Origin of the sequence: Cellulomonas sp. RIT-PI-Y (assembly GCF_025642745.1) — a bacterium.
Lineage (GTDB): Bacteria > Actinomycetota > Actinomycetes > Actinomycetales > Cellulomonadaceae > Cellulomonas.
Genome location: NZ_JANZKP010000060.1, coordinates 1 through 18,857, shown reverse-complemented (window position 1 = coordinate 18,857; position 18,857 = coordinate 1). Strand labels below are relative to the sequence as shown.

Annotated in this window: 19 protein-coding genes and 1 pseudogene; 11 read left to right on the top strand and 9 right to left on the bottom strand. The window is 71.7% G+C overall.

The genetic code is table 11. The features are described from left to right. Both atzF and OGL89_RS14900 read right to left on the bottom strand, forming a co-directional pair. Window positions 1-1,696, bottom strand: a 1,696-nt coding sequence (gene atzF, locus OGL89_RS14905) for an allophanate hydrolase (protein WP_263120948.1), incomplete at its 3' end; no start/stop codon positions are given. Continuing rightward, window positions 1,693-2,421, bottom strand: a complete 729-nt coding sequence (locus OGL89_RS14900) for a GntR family transcriptional regulator (protein WP_263120947.1) — start codon at window positions 2,419-2,421, stop codon at window positions 1,693-1,695. The genes OGL89_RS14900 and atzF, both read right to left, overlap by 4 nt. Window positions 2,422-2,501: 80 nt before the next feature. Between OGL89_RS14900 and OGL89_RS14895 the strand changes: the two genes are divergently transcribed. From OGL89_RS14895 to nrdF, 5 genes are all read left to right on the top strand, one after another. After that, complete coding sequence (locus tag OGL89_RS14895; RefSeq protein WP_263120946.1) at window positions 2,502-3,089, top strand: SPFH domain-containing protein; 588 nt, start codon at window positions 2,502-2,504, stop codon at window positions 3,087-3,089. A gap of 471 nt (window positions 3,090-3,560) precedes the next feature. Further along, window positions 3,561-3,806 (top strand): glutaredoxin-like protein NrdH, encoded by a 246-nt coding sequence (gene nrdH, locus OGL89_RS14890; RefSeq protein ID WP_168630611.1) that lies wholly within the window; start codon window positions 3,561-3,563, stop codon window positions 3,804-3,806. Window positions 3,807-3,900: 94 nt separating this feature from the next. Then, a complete protein-coding gene (nrdI, locus tag OGL89_RS14885; RefSeq protein WP_263120945.1) occupies window positions 3,901-4,314 on the top strand; it encodes a class Ib ribonucleoside-diphosphate reductase assembly flavoprotein NrdI in 414 nt (137 codons plus the stop codon). Beyond that, window positions 4,275-6,458 (top strand): class 1b ribonucleoside-diphosphate reductase subunit alpha, encoded by a 2,184-nt coding sequence (nrdE, locus tag OGL89_RS14880; protein WP_263120944.1) that lies wholly within the window; start codon window positions 4,275-4,277, stop codon window positions 6,456-6,458. The genes nrdI and nrdE overlap by 40 nt, the downstream gene beginning before the upstream one ends. A gap of 66 nt (window positions 6,459-6,524) precedes the next feature. Continuing rightward, window positions 6,525-7,499: a class 1b ribonucleoside-diphosphate reductase subunit beta gene (gene nrdF / locus OGL89_RS14875; protein WP_263120943.1), complete on the top strand. Its 975-nt coding sequence runs from the start codon at window positions 6,525-6,527 to the stop codon at window positions 7,497-7,499. A 57-nt stretch (window positions 7,500-7,556) separates the two neighbouring features. Here the strand turns inward: nrdF and OGL89_RS14870 are convergent, their stop codons facing one another. The 4 genes from OGL89_RS14870 to tkt form a co-directional block, all read right to left on the bottom strand. Beyond that, window positions 7,557-8,327, bottom strand: coding sequence for an SDR family NAD(P)-dependent oxidoreductase (locus OGL89_RS14870; RefSeq protein ID WP_263120942.1), 771 nt, complete (start codon window positions 8,325-8,327; stop codon window positions 7,557-7,559). Window positions 8,328-8,424: 97 nt separating this feature from the next. Beyond that, on the bottom strand, window positions 8,425-9,273 hold the full coding sequence (locus OGL89_RS14865; RefSeq protein ID WP_263120941.1) for a helix-turn-helix transcriptional regulator: 849 nt from the start codon (window positions 9,271-9,273) through the stop codon (window positions 8,425-8,427). Between the two features lie 96 nt (window positions 9,274-9,369). Continuing rightward, complete coding sequence (locus OGL89_RS14860; RefSeq protein ID WP_263120940.1) at window positions 9,370-9,630, bottom strand: HPr family phosphocarrier protein; 261 nt, start codon at window positions 9,628-9,630, stop codon at window positions 9,370-9,372. Further along, window positions 9,630-11,645, bottom strand: a complete 2,016-nt coding sequence (gene tkt, locus OGL89_RS14855) for a transketolase (RefSeq protein ID WP_263120939.1) — start codon at window positions 11,643-11,645, stop codon at window positions 9,630-9,632. The genes OGL89_RS14860 and tkt overlap by 1 nt, the downstream gene beginning before the upstream one ends. 126 nt (window positions 11,646-11,771) lie before the next feature. On the opposite strand from tkt, the gene OGL89_RS14850 reads away from it, so the two are divergent. From OGL89_RS14850 to OGL89_RS14835, 4 genes are all read left to right on the top strand, one after another. Beyond that, window positions 11,772-12,503, top strand: a complete 732-nt coding sequence (locus OGL89_RS14850; RefSeq protein WP_263120938.1) for a GntR family transcriptional regulator — start codon at window positions 11,772-11,774, stop codon at window positions 12,501-12,503. A 124-nt stretch (window positions 12,504-12,627) separates the two neighbouring features. Then, complete coding sequence (locus tag OGL89_RS14845; RefSeq protein WP_263120937.1) at window positions 12,628-13,077, top strand: PTS sugar transporter subunit IIA; 450 nt, start codon at window positions 12,628-12,630, stop codon at window positions 13,075-13,077. Further along, window positions 13,077-13,367 (top strand): PTS sugar transporter subunit IIB, encoded by a 291-nt coding sequence (locus OGL89_RS14840; RefSeq protein ID WP_263120936.1) that lies wholly within the window; start codon window positions 13,077-13,079, stop codon window positions 13,365-13,367. The genes OGL89_RS14845 and OGL89_RS14840 overlap by 1 nt, the downstream gene beginning before the upstream one ends. Before the next feature lie 27 nt (window positions 13,368-13,394). Beyond that, window positions 13,395-14,804 carry a PTS ascorbate transporter subunit IIC gene (locus OGL89_RS14835; protein WP_263120935.1) on the top strand — a complete coding sequence of 470 codons (1,410 nt, stop codon included), beginning with the start codon at window positions 13,395-13,397 and terminating at the stop codon, window positions 14,802-14,804. A gap of 52 nt (window positions 14,805-14,856) precedes the next feature. On the opposite strand, the gene OGL89_RS14830 is transcribed toward OGL89_RS14835, so the two are convergent. Then, window positions 14,857-15,723: a biopolymer transporter Tol gene (locus tag OGL89_RS14830; protein WP_263120934.1), complete on the bottom strand. Its 867-nt coding sequence runs from the start codon at window positions 15,721-15,723 to the stop codon at window positions 14,857-14,859. A gap of 88 nt (window positions 15,724-15,811) precedes the next feature. On the opposite strand from OGL89_RS14830, the gene OGL89_RS14825 reads away from it, so the two are divergent. Together OGL89_RS14825 and OGL89_RS14820 are read left to right on the top strand one after the other, a co-directional pair. After that, complete coding sequence (locus tag OGL89_RS14825) at window positions 15,812-17,113, top strand: YihY/virulence factor BrkB family protein (RefSeq protein ID WP_263120933.1); 1,302 nt, start codon at window positions 15,812-15,814, stop codon at window positions 17,111-17,113. A 90-nt stretch (window positions 17,114-17,203) separates the two neighbouring features. Beyond that, on the top strand, window positions 17,204-17,503 hold the full coding sequence (locus OGL89_RS14820; protein ID WP_263120932.1) for a DUF1540 domain-containing protein: 300 nt from the start codon (window positions 17,204-17,206) through the stop codon (window positions 17,501-17,503). Between the two features lie 262 nt (window positions 17,504-17,765). Here the strand turns inward: OGL89_RS14820 and OGL89_RS14815 are convergent, their stop codons facing one another. Together OGL89_RS14815 and OGL89_RS14810 are read right to left on the bottom strand one after the other, a co-directional pair. Further along, entirely contained in the window at window positions 17,766-18,434 is a 669-nt protein-coding gene (locus OGL89_RS14815) for an SDR family oxidoreductase (RefSeq protein WP_263120931.1), read from the bottom strand. Window positions 18,435-18,554: 120 nt separating this feature from the next. After that, window positions 18,555-18,857 (bottom strand): annotated as a pseudogene (locus tag OGL89_RS14810) (hypothetical protein); the annotation flags it as partial.

Here is an 18,857-nt window from a genome sequence, read left to right as displayed (position 1 = left end):
AGCCGCCGGTGTGGGTCAGGTCGACCGGTGCGTCCGGACCGGCGCCGGGGACCGGCACCGAGCCGGGCTGGCCCAGGAACCCGATCACCTCCCGGCCGTCGGACAGCCGGACGCGGCCGAGTCCGAGCGGCGCCGGGATCGAGACCAGCAGCCGCCCGACCGCGTGCGGGGTCAGGAGCCATTCCTCCCCGGCCAACGCTCCGCCGGTGCCGGGGGCCACCGCGTGGACCAGCGGCTTCGGGGGAGAGGTCGGCAGGCCGAGCATCCGGTAGTCCGGGGCGGTGGTCACCGGGCCGACCCACCGGGCGCCGAGGGCGAGCAGCTCGGGGTGCAGCGGCTCACCGCGCAGATGCGCACCGAACAGCACCACCGGGACCCCGCCCTCGACGTTCGCCGGAGCACGGGTGGCCGGGTCGTCCCCGGCCAGCAGCGCCGCCAGGTCCAGGGCGACCTGGTCGTCGAACGCGCGGGCGAGCACCGTGAGACCGGCCTCGCCGTCGGCGGTCGGCCCGAGCGGCATCGCGACGCCGCACAGGTCGAAGAGATTGACGAAGTTGGTGAACACTCCCAGCGCGGAGTTCGTGGTCAGGGGTGCGGCCGCCACCGCCGCCAGGGTGGGGTGGCCGGGGGCGGTCGGCACCAGCAGGGCGTCGCAGCCGTCGAGCTCGGCCAGTGCGATCAGGCGCAGGCGGGCGACCTCGTCGCGCGCATCCAGGTAGTCCTCCGCCCGCACCTCGCCCGCTGCGGCCGCGATCCGGGCCACCGACGGGTCGGCCCCGTCCGGGTGGTCGGCCAGGTAGCGGCCGTAGGCGGCGTAGCGCTCGGCGACCAGGCCTCCGTCGTAGAGCAGCCGGGCGGCGGCGAGGAACGGGCCGAGGTCGATCCGCCGGGTGCGGACACCGCGGTCGGTCAGAGCGGTGACCGCCTCGGTGAAGCGGGTCCGGATCGCGGGTTCGACGACCGCGAGGTCCTCCGGCCCGGGGACGGCCACGACCGGCTCGGGCGGTGCGGCGAGTCGCACGTCCGCCGGCCAGCCGCGCGACGCGGGATCGTGCGGGGAGGTCGCCGTCATCACCCGCAGGGCGCGGCGGGCGGTCGGGAGGTCGCGGGCCAGCACGGTCACGCAGTCGTAGGAGGCGCTGGCCGGCAGGACGCCGTCCTTGGGCACCAGACCCAGGGTCGGCTTGATCCCGACGATCCGGTTGAAGGCCGCGGGGATCCGGCCGGACCCCGCGGTGTCGGTGGCGAGGGCGATGTCCGCGATCCCCAGGGCGACGGCCGCGGCCGAGCCGGAGGACGAGCCGCCGGCCACCCGTGCGGGGTCGACCGCGCTGGCGACGGCGCCGAACGGGCTCCGGGAGCCGGTCAGCCCGGTGGCGAACTGGTCCATGTTGGTCTTGCCCAGGACGACCGCCCCCGCTGCCCGGAGCAGGTCGACCACGGTCGCGGAGCGCTCCGGGAGCACCTGCCGGGCCGGGTGGGCCGCGGTCGTGGGCAGGCCGGCGACGTCGATGTTGTCCTTGACGGCCAGGATCGACCCGGCCAGGGGGAGGTCCTCGCCCGCCGCGACCCGCTCGTCGACGGCGCGGGCCTCGGCCGCCACCTCCGCCATCGGCCGGATCGTCGTCCAGACCTCCGGACGGTCGGCCTCGGCCAGCAGGGCGAAGGCCCGGGCCACCCGATCGGCGGCGCTCATCGGCGTCCCTCCATCAGGCGGGTCATCTCGAGTGCGGCGGCCGCTCGCTCCATGACCACCTCACGCGAGGCGCCGACGTGCGCTCGCAGCGCCTCCAGCGCCTGGGGCAGCCGGTCCTGGACCACGAGCTCGGCGATGGCGATGTGTTCGGTGATGGTGGCGGTCATCCGGTCCTCGGTCAGGTAGTCGTACATCCGCACCGAGCGGATGCGTCGGTTCGCCCGGGCGAGCGCCTGGGTCAGGGCGGGGTTGCCGGAGGTGTCGAGCAGCGTCGTGTGGAACGCCTCGTCCTGAGCGACGAACCCGGCGTCCGGCGCGGGCCGGTCGTCGCGGAACGCGTACCAGCGGTCCAGCTCGGCGGACAGCCGCGTGCGGTCGTGGTGCACGGTGGGGTCCTCGAGGGCACGGGTCAGCCCGCGCAGTTCGAGCGTGATGCGCAGCTCGTACAGATCGGTGAGCTCGCCGAAGCTGGGCACGTACAGGTGCAGCCCGCTGTCGCGCTTGACCACGATGCCGTCCGCCAGCAGCCGGGCGAGCGCCTCCCGGACCGGGGTGCGCGAGACGCCGTGCCGCTCGGCCAGACGTTCCTCGGTCAGCCGCTCGTACGGGGACACGCGGCCGCTCATCAGCTCGTCGCGGATCGTGACGTAGACGCGTTCGCGCCGCGAGGGGGCTGCCGCGCCGTCCGGGGTGGACGACCCGGGCGGGACCAGGTCTGTGCTCATGTCTGTATACAGAACCGTGTACAGGTTTCGTCCGAGCGCTCGCGATGTTGCGGGTGTGTGACAACCGGCGACGAATTCACGTGCCGCGGGCACGCCGTCGGGTGGTGCGGGTGGTGCTGCGCCCCCGCCAGTTCGCGATGCCGGTCCAAGAGGTGCTCACCGGTGACGGGCTCTCGGTCAAGCTGAGCCTGGTGGTCACGCTGCGGACCGTGGACGCCCGGCGCTGGCACGAGGCCGTGGACCTGCCGGACCAGTTCCTCTACAGCGCGGTCCAGATCGCGCTGCGTACCGAGGTGTCCGCCGGCACCCTGGACGAGTTGCTGGCCGATCGGACCGGGGTGCCGGAGCGGGTCGCCGACGCGGTCCGGCTCGAGTCCGAGGCGGTCGGTCTGGCGGTGGACGCGGTGGCGTTGCGGGACGTGATCGTCCCGGCCGAGCTGCGACGGGCGGCGGTCGACCTGGTCGTCGCGCGGACCCAGGGGCAGGCGGCGCTGGAGCGCGCCCGGTCCGAGGTCGCCGCGACCCGGGCCCTGGCCAACGCGGCGCGGCTGATGTCCGACCACCCGGCGCTGCTCCAGCTGCGGACGCTGCAGGCGGTGGAGGCCGGCGGGGCGACCGTGGTGCTCTCCGCCGAGCCCGGTCTGGCGACGGCGCGCGCGGCGTCCTGAACCCGCCGACGCACGGCCCCGGGGACGTGATCCCCGGGGCCGTTCGAGTACCCGCGCGACACGCCGGTGACGAACCGACACGCCGACCGGTGTGTGAGCCGCACGGCACTCCCCGGGCTGTGCGTCGGTTGTCCCCAGACGGCCCCCGCCCTGTGGACGAACCGTGCTCTGCCTGGTGTTTCAGAGGGAGTCCGTGTCAGTGGTCGGGGATAGCCTGTGGATGACGTGGGGACGAACGAACGACACGCGTGTAACACCACCCGTAGTGCTCGGTCGCGGGCGGCACCACTAGGTGTAGTGTTCCAATCCGTCGCCCGGCACAAGGCCCGGGAGCCAGGAACCGCCCCACGAGGGCAGGCCGGGCCCCGCGGAAGACCAGTGCAGGCGGCACGTGAGACGACAGCAGTGCCGACCCACCCTCGGGTGCGGAGCACGCAGAACAAGCACCGCAGAGAAATCGGGGAGAACGCGATGACCATCACCGTCTACAGCAAGCCGTCGTGCGTCCAGTGCAACGCGACCTACCGCGCCCTGGACAAGGCCGGTCTGCCGTACGAGGTCGTCGACATCACCGAGGACGCGGACGCCCGCGACTACGTCATGTCGCTCGGCCACCTGCAGGCCCCGGTCGTCGTGGCCGACGGCCAGCACTGGTCGGGCTACCGTCCGGACCAGATCAAGGCGCTCGCCGAGCAGTCGGCCACCGTCGTCGCCTGACGACCCTCTGACGTCGGGTCGCCCGTCCCTCCACGGGCGGCCCGATCTCTTTTTCCAGCCGTACGCGATCCACCGGGGCGAAGGGGATCGAGCCATGAGCTCCTTGGTCTACTTCTCCAGCGTCTCGGAGAACACGCGGCGGTTCGTGGACAAGCTCGACATCGAGGCCGACCGGATCCCGCTGCGCCCCTCCGAGCCCTTCCTGAATGTGACGGACCCCTATGTCCTGGTGGTCCCGACCTACGGCGGCGGCAACGAGGGCGGGGCGGTCCCGAGGCAGGTAGTGAAGTTCCTCAACGACGAGGCGAACCGTTCCCGGATCCGCGGCGTGATCGCGGCGGGGAACACCAACTTCGGCAGTGCGTACTGCATCGCCGGAGACATCATCGCGGCGAAGTGCCAGGTGCCTTACCTGTACGCCTTCGAGCTCATGGGAACGACCGAGGACGTCCAGCGCGTCCGAGAGGGATGGGGACGATTTTGGCAGCGACAGTCACCGACGGCCTGACCGACGCGACCGGGGTGCTCGGCACCATCGCACTGGACCAGGACTACCACTCGCTCAACGCCATGCTGAACCTGTATGGCAAGGACGGCGAGATCCAGTTCGACAAGGACCGGGAGGCGGCGCGGCAGTACTTCCTGCAGCACGTCAACCAGAACACCGTCTTCTTCCACAACCTGAAGGAGAAGCTGGACTACCTGGTCGAGAACAAGTACTACGAGCCCGAGGTCCTGGCCCAGTACAGCCCGGAGTTCGTGAAGGCGCTGTTCAAGCAGGCCTACGCGCACAAGTTCCGGTTCCAGACCTTCCTCGGCGCGTTCAAGTACTACACCTCGTACACGCTGAAGACCTTCGACGGGAAGCGCTACCTGGAGCGGTTCGAGGACCGCGTCTGCATGGTGGCCCTGACCCTGGCCGCCGGTGACGAGACCTTCGCGTCCCAGCTGGTCGACGAGATCATCTCCGGCCGCTTCCAGCCGGCGACCCCGACCTTCCTCAACCTCGGCAAGGCGCAGCGCGGCGAGCCCGTGTCCTGCTTCCTGCTGCGGATCGAGGACAACATGGAGTCGATCGCCCGCGGCATCAACTCCGCCCTGCAGCTGTCCAAGCGCGGCGGCGGCGTGGCCCTGCTGCTGAGCAACATCCGCGAGCACGGCGCCCCGATCAAGCACATCGAGAACCAGTCCTCCGGTGTCATCCCGGTGATGAAGCTGCTCGAGGACTCCTTCTCCTACGCGAACCAGCTCGGTGCGCGTCAGGGCGCGGGCGCGGTGTACCTGCACGCCCACCACCCGGACATCATGCGGTTCCTCGACACCAAGCGGGAGAACGCGGACGAGAAGATCCGGATCAAGACCCTGTCCCTGGGCGTCGTGATCCCGGACATCACGTTCGAGCTCGCCAAGAAGAACGAGGACATGTACCTGTTCTCCCCGTACGACGTCGAGCGCGTCTACGGCAAGCCCTTCGCGGACATCAACGTCTCCGACGAGTACCACGCAATGGTGGACAACGGGCAGATCCGCAAGAAGAAGATCAAGGCCCGCGACTTCTTCCAGACCCTGGCCGAGATCCAGTTCGAGTCCGGCTACCCGTACATCCTGTTCGAGGACACCGCGAACAAGGCGAACCCGATCAAGGGCAAGATCACCCACTCGAACCTGTGCTCGGAGATCCTCCAGGTCGCCACTCCGTCGACCTTCAACGAGGACCTGTCCTACGACCACATCGGCCGGGACATCTCCTGCAACCTGGGCTCGATGAACATCGCGCTGTCGATGGACTCCCCGGACTTCGGGCAGAGCGTCGAGACCGCGATCCGGGCCCTGACCGCGGTCTCCGACCAGACCGCCATCGAGTCGGTGCCGTCGATCAAGCGCGCCAACTCCGGCGGCCACGCCATCGGCCTGGGCCAGATGAACCTGCACGGGTACCTCGCCCGGGAGCGCGTGTTCTACGGCTCGGACGAGGGCATCGACTTCACGAACATCTACTTCTACACGGTCGCCTTCCACGCCATCCGGGCGTCGAACAAGCTGGCGATCGAGCGCGGGCAGTCGTTCCTCGGCTTCGAGGACTCGACCTACGCCAGCGGCGAGTACTTCGAGAAGTACGTCTCCCAGACCTGGGAGCCGGCCACCGCCCGGGTGCGCGAGCTCTTCGACCAGGCCGGGGTGCACATCCCGACGCAGGACGAGTGGCGTGAGCTGGCCGCGTCGGTCCAGGCCCACGGTCTGTACAACCAGAACCTGCAGGCGGTCCCGCCGACCGGTTCGATCTCGTACATCAACAACTCGACCTCCTCGATCCACCCGATCGTGTCCAAGGTCGAGATCCGCAAGGAGGGCAAGATCGGCCGGGTCTACTACCCCGCGCCGTTCATGACCAACGACAACCTGGAGTACTACCAGGACGCGTACGAGATCGGTTACGAGAAGATCATCGACACCTACGCGGCGGCCACCCAGCACGTCGACCAGGGCCTGTCGCTGACGCTGTTCTTCAAGGACACCGCCACCACCCGGGACATCAACCGCGCCCAGATCTACGCCTGGCGCAAGGGGATCAAGACGCTGTACTACATCCGCCTGCGCCAGCTCGCGCTGGAGGGCACCGAGGTCGAGGGCTGCGTGTCCTGCATGCTCTGAGATGCAGGCCCGGGCCACGATGGCCGCAGCGAACGTGGGGGATGAGAGAAGAATGAGGAAGCACTGATGGCGGAGAAGCTGAAGTTGATCGACCGGGTCCAGGCGATCAACTGGAACCGGCTCGAGGACGACAAGGACCTCGAGGTCTGGGACCGGCTCACCGGGAACTTCTGGCTGCCGGAGAAGGTGCCGCTGTCCAACGACATCCAGTCCTGGGCGACCCTGACCGACGTCGAGAAGCAGATGACGACCCGGGTCTTCACCGGTCTGACCCTGCTGGACACCATCCAGGGCACCGTCGGCGCCGTCAGCCTCATCCCGGACGCCCTCACCCCGCACGAGGAGGCGGTGTACACCAACATCGCGTTCATGGAGTCGGTGCACGCCCGCTCCTACTCCTCGATCTTCTCCACCCTGATCTCCACCCGGGAGATCGACGAGGCGTTCCGCTGGTCCGAGGAGAACCCCGCCCTGCAGAAGAAGGCGGAGATCGTCCTCAACTACTACCGCGGTGACGACCCGCTCAAGCGGAAGGTCGCCAGCACCATGCTGGAGTCCTTCCTGTTCTACAGCGGGTTCTACGCCCCGATGTACTGGTCCTCGCGGGCCAAGCTCACCAACACGGCCGACCTGATCCGCCTGATCATCCGGGACGAGGCCGTGCACGGGTACTACATCGGCTACAAGTTCCAGAAGGGCCTGGAGAAGCTGTCCGCGGCTCAGCGCCAGGAGCTGAAGGACTACACCTTCGAGCTGCTGTTCGAGCTGTACGACAACGAGGTGGAGTACACCCAGGACCTGTACGACCCCCTGGGCCTGACCGAGGACGTCAAGAAGTTCCTGCGCTACAACGCGAACAAGGCCCTGATGAACCTGGGCTACGAGGCGCTGTTCCCGCGGGACGAGACCGACGTCAACCCGGCGATCCTGTCGGCCCTGTCCCCGAACGCGGACGAGAACCACGACTTCTTCTCCGGGTCGGGCTCGTCCTACGTGATCGGCAAGGCCGTGAACACCGAGGACGAGGACTGGGACTTCTGAGTCGACCGTCCTGAACCACGACGCCCCCGCCGTGACCCGGCGGGGGCGTCGTCGTGTTCAGCTCCGGTACCGCGACGCCGGCTCGACGCTCTGCCCGCCGAACGCGGCCAGGTCGGCCCGGAACACCGTGTCCAGCAGGCCGGTGTCCTCGACCCCGGGTGCGCACACCACCTCGCCCAGCTCCAGCCCGCGCAGCGAGGCGGTGACCACGTCCTCGGCGGACATCCGGGGCACGGCGCTGGCGTCGAAGCCCTGCCGCTCGTGGAACTCGGTGGCGACGATCCCCGGGCAGAGCACCTGCACCCGGACCCCGGAGCCCTCGACCTCGGCCGCGAGCGTCTGGGAGAACGCGACCGCGTGGGCCAGCGCCCCGGCGTAGACCGCGCGGCGGGGCAGCACGCTGTGCGGTGCGGGCCCGCTGAACGCGATCATCCCGGCCACGGTGATGACGGTGCCCCGGCCGCGGTCCAGCATGCCGGGCAGTGCGGCGCGGGTGAGCAGGGTCGGTGCCAGCTCCTTGACCAGCACGATCTCTCGGGCCTTCTCGGCAGGCAGGTCGGCGAGCGGCATGTAGTGCGCCACACCGGCGTTGTTGATCAGCAGGTCGAGGTCCGCGGTGGCCGCGGCCACGGTCGCGATCCCGTCCTCGGTGGCCAGATCGGCGACCAGGGGACGGATGGTGCCCGTGCGCTGTTCCGCGGCGAGCGCGTCGAGCCGGTCCGCGCGTCGGCCGACGGCGATCACGTCGTAGCCGTCGTCGGCGAGCCGACGGGCGAAGGCACGGCCGATGCCGGACGAGGCGCCGGTGACGAGGGCGAGCGGGTGCATGGGGACCTCCTGGGTGTGGATCGATGTCCTGTCACCCTCGCCCGGACGGGCCGGGGCAGTCAGTGGCCGGGATGTCCTGGGACCGGCGGGGCCAGGCTCACCGGTCCGGGGCGAGCTGCTGCGAGCCGAGCACCGCCGCCAGCGCCAGCCGCTCGGCGTCGGGGGTCCCGGGGGCGGCGGAGTAGAGCATGAGGCGGACGTCGTCGGTGGCGACCACGAGCACGTCGCAGTCCAGGGTGAGGCGGCCGACCGCGGGGTGGTCGACGGTCTTGCGCTTGGACGAGGCGGCGCCGGGGTCCACCGCGCCGGACTCCCAGAGCTCGACGAACCGGGGGCTCCGTGCGGCCAGGTCGGCGACCAGCCGGGGGATCCGCCGGTCGGCCGGGTACCGGGCGGCGGCGACGCGGAGATCGGCGACCTGACCGGCCTGCAGCGCGGCGAGCTCGTCCGGGGAGAGCACGACGCGGTTCAGCCCGGCGAGGTTGCGCCAGATCGCGTTGCGCTCCAGCCCGTGCCACCCGGCGGTCTCGCCCATCAGCACGTCGTACGCGCGGTTGGCGGTGATCAGGGTGAGCGTGGCGTCGAAGACCGCGACCGGGGTGTGGTCCAGCACGTCGAGCAGCCGTTGCACGCTCGGGGTGATCCGGGTCGGGACCAGGTCGGGTCCGGGGGTGGCGTGCCCGGCCAGCCGGAAGGCCACATCGCGTTCGGAGTCGGACAGTCGCAGGCCGCGGGCCAGGGCCTCGACCACCTGGGCGGAGGGGGAGGTGGCGCGGCCCTGTTCCAGTCGGGTGAGGTAGTCGGGGGAGATGCCGACCAGGGCGGCCAGCTCCTCGCGGCGCAGCCCGGGCGCGCGACGACGACGGCCCGGCGGGACCCCGGCCGACTGCGGGGTGACCCGGTCCCGCCAGCGGCGCAGCGCCAGGCCCAGCTCTCGCGACTCCATCGTCCGATCATCGCGCGGTGGCCGGGTCGTGTCCTGGCCCTGTCGATCACACCCTGACGTCGCCCCCACCGCGGCGGTGGGGGCGACGTCGGCGGGTCAGGCGGCGTCGAGGTCCGCCGCGACCAGCTCGGCGACGGCGTCCAGGCTCGGCTGGTCGTCGCTGCTGAGCTCGACCTGCTCGCCGGAGCCGATCCCGAGGGCCATCAGCATCAGGATGCTGGACGCGTCGGTGCCGGCGGTGCCGGGGCGGCCGATCAGGACCGTGCCCGGTGCGGCGGCGGCCGCCTTGGCGACCAGGGTGGCGGGCCGGGCGTGCAGCCCGGAGGCCGAGCCGACGGTGACGGTGCGGGTGGGCATCAGATCTCCTCGATGGCGGTGCGGACGGCCTCGACCACCCGGTCGACGGTCATGCCGAGCTCGCGCTGGGCGTCGCCGGCCGGGGCGGACAGCCCGAACCGGTCGATGCCGACCAGGACGCCGCGGTCGCCGGCGATGTCCCGCCAGCCGTAGGTGGACGCGGCCTCGACCACGACCCGGGCGGTCAGCGCGGTCGGCAGCACGGACCGCCGGTAGTCGGCGTCTTGGCGCTCGAACAGCTCCCGGGACGGCATGCTGACCACCCGGACCCGGGTGCCGGTGGTGCGCACCTGCTCCGCGGCGCCGAGGGCCAGCTCCAGCTCGCTGCCGGTGGCGATCAGCAGCACCTGGGGGTCGACGTCGTCGCTGACCACGTAGGCGCCCCGGCGGACGCCCTCGGTGACCTCCGACAGCGGCAGGTCCAGGGTGCGCAGCGGCTGGCGGCACAGCACCAGCCCGGTCGGACCGGACTGCTCGAGCGCGACCAGCCAGGCGGCGGCGGTCTCGTTCGCGTCGGCGGGCCGGAGGGTGGTGAGGCCGGGCATGGCGCGCAGGCTGGTCAGGTGCTCGATCGGCTGGTGCGTCGGGCCGTCCTGGCCGAGCGCGATCGAGTCGTGCGACCAGACGTGGATCGCGGGCAGGCCCATCAGGGCGGCCAGCCGGATCGCCGGGCGCTGGTAGTCCGAGAACACCAGGAAGGTGCCGCCGAACGGACGCACACCACCGGCCAGCAGCATGCCGTTCATCGCGGCGGCCATCGCGTGCTCCCGCACACCCCAGTGGATGTTGCGGCCGGTGCGGCCGTCGCCCTCCGGCAGGAAGCTGCCCGCGCCGCCGATCGCGGTGCGGTTCGGCTCGGCCAGGTCCGCGGAGCCACCGATCAGGTCGGGCAGCCGCGCGGCGAGCGCCTGGATGACCTGGCCGGACGCGTCCCGGGTCGCGAGCGTGCTCCCGACCTCGAACCGGGGCAGCGCGTCGGCCAGGTCCGCGGGCAGCTGCCGGGTCTGCGCGGCCTGCCACTGTGCGGCCAGGTCCGGGTGGGCCGCGGACCACACGGCCATCGCGGCGTCCCACTCGGCGTGCAGCTCGGCGCCGCGGTCCACGGCGCGGCGGGTGTGGCGCAGCACCTCGTCGTCGACCTGGAACGGCTCGGCGTCGACGCCGAGGGTGTCGCGGACGGCGGCCACCTCGGTGCCGCCCAGCGGTGCGCCGTGCGAGGCGGCGGTGCCGCGGGCGTGCGGCGCGGGCCAGGCGATCTCGGACTTCAGGACGACCAGGTGCGGACGGCCGTCGTCGGAGCGGGTGGCCAGCGCGGCGTCCAGAGCCGGGACGTCGATGTCGCCGTCGGCGGCACGTGCCACCCGGGTGACCCGCCAGCCCTGCGCCTCGAACCGGGCCGGCACGTTCTCGCTCCAGGTGAGCGTGGTCGCACCCTCGATCTGGATGTCGTTGTCGTCGTAGACGACCGTGAGGTTGTCCAGCCGGTGCCGTCCGGCCAGGGCGCCCGCCTCGTAGGAGATGCCCTCCTGCAGGTCGCCGTCCGAGGCCAGCACCCACACCCGCTGGTCGAAGGGCCCGTCCGGGCCGTAGACCGCCCGCTGGTGCTGGAAGGCCATCGCCATCCCGACCGCCATCGTGAGCCCCTGGCCCAGCGGCCCGGTGGTGGCGTCGACGCCCGGCGTCATGCCGTGCTCGGGGTGCCCCGGGGTGCGCGAGTGCAGGGTGCGGAACGCGCGCAGGTCGTCCAGCCCCAGGTCGTAGCCGGTGAGGAACAGCTGGGTGTAGAGCAGCATGCTCGCGTGCCCGCAGGACAGCACGAACCGGTCCCGACCCGCCCACTCGGGGTCGCGGGGGTCGTGCCGGATGTGCCGCTGGAACAGCAGGTCCGCGACCGGTGCCAGCGACAGCGCGGCTCCCGGGTGACCGGACTTGGCGGTCTCGATGGCGTCGAGCGCCAGCAGGCGTGCGGTGGTGACTGCTCGTGCGTCCAGCGAGGTGGTGACCGTCGCCGTCATGGCAACCTCCTAGGTCATCATATGGTCATGATGTTTAACATCCTATCGTCATGATGACTGCCACCGCACCGCTGGTGGACGCGCGCATCAGCAGGACGACATAATGATTCGGTGACAGGAGGCGCGATGGCGACGGGAACGGTGAAGTACGTCGCGGTCCGCGACCACCTGCAACGCCGGATCGCCGAGATGGCACCGGGGGAGCAGCTCCCCACCGAGCCGGTGCTCTGCCAGGAGTACGGCGTCAGCCGGATCACCGTGCGGCGCGCGGTCGACGACCTGATCCGCGACGGGCGGATCGTGCGGGAGCAGGGGCGCGGCACCTTCGTCACCGAACCGCGCTACACCCAGCAGGTCCGCGAGACCTTCGCCGACCGGGTGACCGGCTTCTTCCGGCAGCAGACCGAGCTGGGCCGCGAGGTCAGCACCGAGGTGCTGGCCAACCACGTCGTGCGGGACGGGGCCGCGGCCACCGCGCTGCGACTCAACCCGGCGGAGGAGCTGGTCGAGCTGGTCCGGCTCCGGTTCGTCAACGGGACGCTGCACCAGCACGTGGTCACCTACCTGCCCGCCGGCCGGTTCCGCGGACTGCTCGACGTGGACCTCAGCCACGGATCGCTCTTCGACCTGCTGGCCCGCGACTACGGCGTCACGCTGGTGCGCAACGACCTGTTGGTCCGGCTCGACCGTCCGACCGGGGATGTCGCCGCCGGGCTGCGGGTCGAGGAGGGCGAGTGCGTGCTGGCGATGGAGTCGCTGGTGCACGACGCCGCCGGGGTGCCGGTCGCGTTCGGGGTCGCCCGGCACACGCCGAGCAACAGCGAGATCGCGTTCAGCCTCGGTTCGACCTCGGTCTGAGCCCCCCGGGGGCGGGGTGACCGGGGGACTTGCGTCCGCACAATTCGTCATGACAACATGACGACCCCGACACGGCAGTCGGCCCATGCGAAGCGGCGTGGCGGAGACATCGGAGGCTCGACCCTTGCTCACCCAGTACCTCACCGAGCAGAACCTGCTCTTCCCCGAGCGGGTGGACGGCTGGCGGGACGCCATCGAGCGCGTCAGCGCCCCGCTGCTCGCCGACGGTGCGATCACGCGCGAGTACGTGGACGCGATGCTGACGTCCATCGCGGGCGGTGGCACCTACATCGATCTCGGCTACCAGATCGCCCTGGCGCACGCCCGGCCGGAGAGCGGCGTGGTCCGCACCGGCCTGTCGGCGATGTGGGTCCGGCCCGCCGTGCTGCTGAACGACGAGGCCGCGCACCCGATCACCCTGTTCGTGTGCATGGCCGCGGCCGACAGCACCGAACACCTGGCAGCGATGGCCCAGCTCGGGTCGCTGCTGTCCGACGACGCCGCGCGGGAGTCCCTCCTCGCGGCGACCGACCCCGCCGCCGCGCTGGCGGTCCTGACGGCAGGAGAGCACTGATGGCGAAGTTCCTCGCGGTGTGCAGCACCGGTCTGGGCAGCAGCTTCATGGTCCACATGAACATCGAGAAGGTCCTCAAGGAGCTCGGCGTCGACGGGGTGACCGTCGACCACGCCGACCTCGGCTCGGTGGCCGCCGGTGACGCCGACGCCGTCTTCGTCGGCCGGGACATCGCCGAGGCCGCCGGTCACCTGGGTGACGTGGTCGTGCTCGACAGCATCATCGACATCAACGAGCTCCGCGCGAAGGTCGAGGCCGCCACCGTGCGCCACGGCCTCGCCGCGAGCTGACCCCCTGAGACAGGACGGTAGTTCCCCATGGACGCGGTTCTCGACGTCTTCCTGGACATCTTCACCCAGCCCGCGGTCATCGTCGCGCTGATCGCGCTGATCGGCCTGGCCGCCCAGTCCAAGAGCTTCAGCGACGTGCTCAAGGGCACCGTGCGGACCCTGGTCGGCTTCCTGGTGCTGGCCGCCGGTGCGGGCGTGGTCGTCGGTGCGCTCAACCCGTTCGGCGACATGTTCCAGCACGCGTTCAACGTGCAGGGCGTGGTGCCGAACAACGAGGCGATCGTCGCGCAGGCGCTGCTCGAGTACGGCTCGGCCGCCGCGCTGATCTTCTTCTTCGGCATGATCGTGAACATCGCGCTCGCCGCGACCTCCCGGTTCAAGTACATCTACCTGTCCGGGCACGTGGCCTTCTACATCGCGGCGATGTTCGCGGTCATCCTGTCGGTGGCCGGGTTCGACACCTGGGCCGTCGTGCTCTGGGGCTCGATCGCGCAGGGCATCTACATGGTGGTCTCGCCGGCCCTGGTGCAGCCGTTCATGCGCCGGGTCACCGGCAGCGACGACGTCGCTCTGGGGCACACCGGCGGCGCCGGCATCGCGCTGTCCGGTCTGGTCGCGAAGCTGACCCGCGGCAAGGGCGGCTCGAAGTCCACCGAGGACCTGGCGTTCCCCAAGGGTCTCGGCTTCCTGCGCGACACCACCGTGATCGTGGCGCTGTCGATGGCCGTGATCTACGTGATCGTCGGCTCGTTCGCGGGGCCGGGGTACATCGAGTCCGAGCTGTCCGATGGGCAGAACTTCGTGGTGTTCCTCCTGCTGCAGGCGGCGACCTTCTCCGCGGGCGTCTTCATCATCCTGGCCGGTGTCCGCGTCGTCCTGGCCGAGATCGTCCCGGCGTTCAAGGGCATCTCGGAGAAGCTGGTCAAGAACGCCAAGCCCGCACTGGACGTGCCGATCGTCTTCACCTTCGCGCCGAACGCCGTGCTGATCGGGTTCGTCGCCAGCTTCGTCGGCGGGATCGTCGGCATGGTCGGCATGGTCGCGCTCGGCACCACGATCATCATCCCGGGCGTGGTCGGGCACTTCATGACCGGGGCCGCCTCCGGCGTGATCGGCAACGCGGTCGGCGGTCGCCGGGGCGCGGTGCTCGGCGCCTTCGCGAACGGGGTGGCGATCACCTTCCTGCCGCTGTTCCTGCTGCCGGTCCTCGGCGACATGGGCCTGTCGAACGCGACCTTCTCGGACGCGGACTACGGCGTCTTCGGCCTGCTGCTCGGCGGGTTCTCGGCGGCGGGCGGGCAGCTGGCGATCATCGTCGGCATCATCGCCTCGCTGGTCGCGCTCTACGCGGTCTCGTTCGCCCTCCAGCGCCGGGACGCCCGGCGTGCGACGGTCGAGCAGGCCGACGAGCCGGCGGAGGTCGCCGCCACCCGGTGACCCCTGCCCCGCACGACGCCCCCGCCCGGGATCCCGGCGGGGGCGTCGTCGTCTAGCCGACCGGGTACGTCACGAACGCCAGCCTGCTCCCGTCGGGCGACCAGCTGTTCACGTTGATCGTGCCCTGCCCGCCGCGCAGCGGGTAGCTCCGGATCGGCGCCGACCAGTCCGCGGTGTCGACCACCCGCACGACCACGTCCAGGTCCGCCGGATGCCCGAGCGTGCCCGCGGGGAACGACAGGTACGACGCCAGCGTCCCGGCCGGGGCGTAGTGCGGGAACCAGTCGACGGTCTCGCTGTGCACCAGCCGCTCGACCGGCGCGCCGCCGTCCGGCACCCGGGCCAACTGCGCGTGGCCGGGCGCGGTGCCGAACGCCTCGGTGTTGAACGCGATCCACGCACCGTCCGGGCTCCATTCCGGCCCGTCCAGGTGGCCGGCCCCGGTCGGGACCACGACCGGATCGCCGCCGATCGGCAGCACGACCAACCGGCCCGGCTGCTCGAAGTCCGCCAGCTCGACGTAGGCCAGGCGACGGCCGTCCGGCGAGACGCCGTGCAGGAAGTGCCGGCTGCCGTCGTCGGGGGTGAGTCGCTGCACCGGGCCGCCGGTGAGAGCGCCGCGGTAGACGTGGCCGTCGTCGGCGGACATCAGCACGTGCACGCCGTCGGGGTCGAGCACGTGGTCGTTGTTGAGCGGTGGGAGGCCGTCGAATCCGATGGCGCGCGGGGCGGGGTCGTCGAGGTCGCAACGCCAGAGCAGCCCGTCGCCGTTGAGGATCAGGGCCGAGCCGTCCAGCGTCCAGTTCGGGGCCTCCAGGAGGAGGGCGCCGGTGTCGAGCAGGACCTCGGGCGGGTCGGGCGTGCCGGGATCGGCGATCAGGACCTGGGACCGTTGCGACGGCATCAGCGCTCGGGGCATGGGGGCAACGTAACCCCGCGTCGGTCCTGACGTCCGGGTGGCCGCACGGAACAATGGTCCCACCGCCGACCGTGACCGAAGGGGAGCCATGCCCGGGTTCGTCCTCACGCTCGGCGTGCTGCTGTCCGTGCTGGTCCGGCGCTCGGCCTGGGTGCGCGACCGGCTGCCCACCGCGGCGACGACCATCCTGATCTGGACCCTGGCCGGACTGACCGCCCTGCTGCTCGCCGGGACGGACGAGGGGACCGGCCGGACGCTGCTCGGCGTCGGGATCACGCTGGTCGGCGGAGTCCTGCTGGTGCTGGCGGCCGGGGCGCTGGTCGGGCGGGTGCGGGGACCGCTGGCGCGGCGACGGGCACGGCACGAGGGCGATCCGACGATCGGCGCCCGGGCGATCCGGTTCGCCGAGCGGCATCCGGTGCGGGTGCGCGGGCGCAACGTCGGGGCGCTCGCGGTGCGGTCGGTGGTCCGGGCGGGCGAGGTGCGCGTCACCGGGCTGGCGGCGGAGATGACCTACTACGCGCTGATCTCCCTGGTGCCGATCGCGACCGCGCTGGGCGCCAGTCTGGGCTATCTGCGGCCGCTGCTCGGCGACGAGCAGGTCGAGCAGCTCCGGGCGCAGGTGGTCGACGGACTGACCACGGTGTTCGCGCAGCAACTGGCCACCGACGTGCTGTCGCCGCTGGTGGACGGGCTGCTCGACGAGCAGCGCGGCGGGTTCGCGATCGGGGCGCTGCTGGTCACGCTGTACCTGGCCAGCCGGGTCTTCCGGGCCGCGGTCCGGGCGCTCGACGACGCGTACCGGGTGGAGTCCCGCCGGAACTGGTGGGCGCAGTACCTGCTCGGGTTCGCCTTCACCATCGGTGCGTTGATCACCCTGGTCACCGTGCTGCTGCTCGTGGTGGTCGGACCGCTGTTCGGCACCGGTGCGGAGCTGGCGGACCGCCTCGGCCTGGGGACGTTCTTCCACACCGCCTGGGACGTGCTGCGCTGGCCCGCGGTCGCGGTGGTGACCGTCGCGTTCCTCACGCTGCTGTACCGGTACGCGCCGCGGATCGACACCAGCTGGCGTCGCTGTCTGCCCGGCGCGATCGTCGGGACGGTCGGGGTCCTGCTGGTGTCCAGCGGGTACACCCTCTACATCCGGATCGCGGTGCCGGAGACGCCGGGGGCGGACGCCGGGAGCGCGGCGGTGGTGCAGGCGGCGGCGCAGATGCTCGGTCTGGTGCTGGCCGGGGCGCTGTGGATCTGGCTGTGCAGCATCGTGGTGCTGGTCGGCGGTGTAATCGGGGCCGAGATCGACGCGGCGCGCCGGAGAGATTCTGCCGAGCCCGTCGCGGTCGTTTCCGCAGGTGAGAGCGTGGATCCGGGGTCCTCGGGCGGCAAGTGAGCCAGGCCTTCCTTGCTATACAGCCCCGATTTCCGCGCCTAGCGTCGTCCTGGTCAGCCGTTACGCCCCCACGTCCCACCGGGAGACACCATGAGCACCCTCGCCGATCTTCCGGCCATCACCGAGTGTTCGGTGGCCGGCTGTTCCTACAACCACGACCACGCGTGCGGCGCTGCCGCGATCACCGTGGGCGCCGCCGGGACGGACGCGCAGTGCGCGACGTTCATCCCGCTGAACATCAAGGGCGGTCTGGACCGGGTGGTGTCGCACGTCGGCGCCTGCCAGCGAGTGGACTGCACCCACAACGCGTCGCTCGAGTGCGGCGCGGAGTCGGTCCGGATCGGTGCCGGTCACGACACCGCCGACTGCCTGACCTACGCGAAGGCCTGAGCCCCCCAGCTCATCGCGGGCCTCGCCGCCCGCAGCCGCACGACGGCCGCCACCCCTCGCCGGGTGGCGGCCGTCGTCGTGTCCGCTGCTTATGCACGCCCGGCCCGCTCGCACGCACGCCCGACCCGCATGCACGCACGCGGGTCGGGTGGGCCGGGATCGAATGCGGACAACTTGTCGCTCTGCGGGCGATTTGGGCGCCGAGTTCTCCGCACTCGGCGCGGCGGGGCCGCGGAGAGGCGCGGGTTGGGGACGGCGGGGCTCAGTCCTCGGTCTCGGTGAGGGCGGCGACGGCGGCGGCGATCGGGGTGGGGCCCTCGGTCAGTTCGGCGATGACGCCTGCGGTGCGGGGCTCGTCGGCCAGAGCGACCAGGACCGCGGCGACGTCGTCGCGGCTGATCTGGCCAGGGGGGACGTCGGAGCCCAGCCGCACGTGTCCGGTGCCGGTGTCGTCGGTCAGGCCACCGGGTCGCAGGATGGTCCAGGCCAGTCCGGCGCGGCCGCGCAGGTCGTCCTCGGCGGCGGTCTTGGCGCGCAGGTAGGCGGCGAACACCTCATCGGTGCCCTCGGGCGGCTCGGATCCGGCGCCCACGGAGGAGACCAGCAGGTAGCGACCGACCCCGGCCTGCTCCGCCGCGTCCGCGAGCAGCGTGGCGGCCCCACGGTCGACGGTGTCCTTGCGGTCAGCGCCGCTGCCCGGACCGGCGCCCGCGGCGAAGACCACCACGTCGACGTCGGCCAGCTGCTCCGCCAGCGTGGTGGCGTCGGTCTGCTCCAGGTCGATCACGACCGCGGCGGCGCCGTCGGCCTCCACGTCCGTGACGTGGTCGGGGTTGCGGACCAGGGCGACCGGCTGGTCCCCGCGGTCCGCGAGCAGGCGGCTGAGCCGCCGGGCGATCTGTCCGTGTCCTCCGGCGATGGCGATGCGCATCCCGCCACGGTAGGCCGGGTCCGGCCCGGGCGCAGGGTGGCGGCCAGGATCGCCCGTGCCCGCGGGATCAGGCGATGTCGCCGAGGGGCGCGGGACGACCGGTGGCGGTCGCGAGCCGGCTCAGGCCGTCTCGGCGATCGGGGTGTCCGGTTCCGACTCCAGCGGCCGCAGGTGCGCCAACCGGTCGCGGAGGTCCCGGACGTCGTCGGCCCCGGCCCCGGCGCCGGGCACCAGGGACAGCGCGGTGTACGACTCGGCGGTCGGCAGCAGCTCGCGCGCCAGGTCGCGGAGTGCCTCCGCGACCTCGGCCAGTTCGGCTGCCCGGCCCGCGCCCTCCTCGCCGTTCAGTCCGACGTAGAGCACGAACCCGGCGCGCGCGGAGGGGTGGTCGACGGGCAGGTGACGCGGGGCGCGCTCCAGCCG

What these genes read in the sequence shown, in the direction of transcription:
- OGL89_RS14900 (WP_263120947.1), bottom strand. Translation starts at nt 2,421, where the DNA reads ATGAGCACAGACCTGGTCCCGCCCGGGTCGTCCACCCCGGACGGCGCG.
- nrdH (WP_168630611.1), top strand. Translation starts at nt 3,561, where the DNA reads ATGACCATCACCGTCTACAGCAAGCCGTCGTGCGTCCAGTGCAACGCG.
- nrdI (WP_263120945.1), top strand. Translation starts at nt 3,901, where the DNA reads ATGAGCTCCTTGGTCTACTTCTCCAGCGTCTCGGAGAACACGCGGCGG.
- nrdE (WP_263120944.1), top strand. Translation starts at nt 4,275, where the DNA reads ATGGGGACGATTTTGGCAGCGACAGTCACCGACGGCCTGACCGACGCG.
- nrdF (WP_263120943.1), top strand. Translation starts at nt 6,525, where the DNA reads ATGGCGGAGAAGCTGAAGTTGATCGACCGGGTCCAGGCGATCAACTGG.
- OGL89_RS14870 (WP_263120942.1), bottom strand. Translation starts at nt 8,327, where the DNA reads ATGCACCCGCTCGCCCTCGTCACCGGCGCCTCGTCCGGCATCGGCCGT.
- OGL89_RS14865 (WP_263120941.1), bottom strand. Translation starts at nt 9,273, where the DNA reads ATGGAGTCGCGAGAGCTGGGCCTGGCGCTGCGCCGCTGGCGGGACCGG.
- OGL89_RS14860 (WP_263120940.1), bottom strand. Translation starts at nt 9,630, where the DNA reads ATGCCCACCCGCACCGTCACCGTCGGCTCGGCCTCCGGGCTGCACGCC.
- tkt (WP_263120939.1), bottom strand. Translation starts at nt 11,645, where the DNA reads ATGACGGCGACGGTCACCACCTCGCTGGACGCACGAGCAGTCACCACC.
- OGL89_RS14850 (WP_263120938.1), top strand. Translation starts at nt 11,772, where the DNA reads ATGGCGACGGGAACGGTGAAGTACGTCGCGGTCCGCGACCACCTGCAA.
- OGL89_RS14840 (WP_263120936.1), top strand. Translation starts at nt 13,077, where the DNA reads ATGGCGAAGTTCCTCGCGGTGTGCAGCACCGGTCTGGGCAGCAGCTTC.
- OGL89_RS14835 (WP_263120935.1), top strand. Translation starts at nt 13,395, where the DNA reads ATGGACGCGGTTCTCGACGTCTTCCTGGACATCTTCACCCAGCCCGCG.
- OGL89_RS14830 (WP_263120934.1), bottom strand. Translation starts at nt 15,723, where the DNA reads ATGCCCCGAGCGCTGATGCCGTCGCAACGGTCCCAGGTCCTGATCGCC.
- OGL89_RS14825 (WP_263120933.1), top strand. Translation starts at nt 15,812, where the DNA reads ATGCCCGGGTTCGTCCTCACGCTCGGCGTGCTGCTGTCCGTGCTGGTC.
- OGL89_RS14820 (WP_263120932.1), top strand. Translation starts at nt 17,204, where the DNA reads ATGAGCACCCTCGCCGATCTTCCGGCCATCACCGAGTGTTCGGTGGCC.
- OGL89_RS14815 (WP_263120931.1), bottom strand. Translation starts at nt 18,434, where the DNA reads ATGCGCATCGCCATCGCCGGAGGACACGGACAGATCGCCCGGCGGCTC.